2 protein-coding genes are annotated in these 1,124 nt (G+C 69.7%); both read left to right on the top strand.

Annotated features, from left to right (window positions below):
- Positions 1-614: zinc-binding dehydrogenase (locus tag AC1D01_RS35865; protein WP_477874457.1), on the top strand; the 614-nt coding region annotated here is incomplete at its 5' end.
- Positions 615-758: 144 nt separating this feature from the next.
- Positions 759-1,124: response regulator (locus AC1D01_RS35860; protein WP_477874455.1), on the top strand; the 366-nt coding region annotated here is incomplete at its 3' end.

Genomic DNA, 1,124 nt, shown 5'->3' with positions numbered 1-1,124 from the left:
GCACCTACGGCACCACGCACCATGCGCTGATGGACCGCGCGGCGCTGCAGCCGGGCGAGACCGTGCTGGTGCTCGGTGCGGCCGGCGGCGTCGGCAGCGCGGCGATCCAGATCGCGAAGGCAGCGGGCGCACGCGTGATCGCCGCCGCGTCCACCGACGAGAAATGCGCCTTCTGCAAGCAGCTCGGCGCCGACGAGACCATCAACTACAGCCGTGGCCAGCTGCGCGAGGAGCTGAAGGCGCTGACGCAGGGCAAGGGCCCCGACGTGGTCTACGACCCGGTCGGCGGCGACCTGGCCGAACCGGTGTTCCGCTCGATCGCCTGGCGCGGCCGCTACCTGGTGATCGGCTTCGCGCAGGGCGGCATCCCGGCACTGCCGCTGAACCTGGCGCTGCTGAAGGGGGCCTCGATCGTCGGCGTGTTCTGGGGCGAGTTCGCGCGCCGCGAGCCGAAGAACAACGCCCGCGCGCTGGCCGAGCTGGCCGGCTGGTATGCGCAGGGCAAGATCAAGCCAGCGATCGATCGCACGCTGCCGATGAGCGCGCTGTCGGATGCGTTCACCCGCATGGGCAGCCGCCAGGTGCAAGGGAAGATCGTGCTGGTGAACCGCTGAACCCTGCGCGCTGAGCAGCCCGCCCCCTTCACCCAAGGGGGACGGCCGCGCCGCACACGGCTGGACACAGCTTGTTGCAGGGGGAGTGCGCTACGATGCAGGGCGCATCCCGCGTCCCCCTCTGCTCTTCCCCGGCACCACGGCATGGCAATCAAGGTCCTGATCGTCGAAGACAACCCCGTTGCGCGCAGCTTCCTGTGCCGCGTGGTGCGCGAAAGCTTCAGCGACACGATCGCCATCACCGAAGCCGGCGACCTCGAGAGCGCACGCCGCCACATCGGCCTGCCCGACCGGCAGAAGGTCGAGGCCGCCACCGACCCGTTCAAGCTGATCCTGGTCGACCTGGAACTGCCCGACGGCAACGGCATGGAGCTGCTGGCCGAGCTGGCCCGCTACCCGGCCACCAAGATCGTCACCACGCTGTACTCCGACGACGACCACCTGTTCCCCGCGCTGCAATGCGGCGCCGACGGCTACCTGCTGAAGGAAGACCGCTTCGAGGTGCTGGTC

It is taken from the genome of Rhizobacter sp. P3_B12, assembly GCF_056402895.1.
Note: the sequence above shows the minus strand (reverse complement) of the source record. Positions and strands in the feature narration are given on the sequence as shown.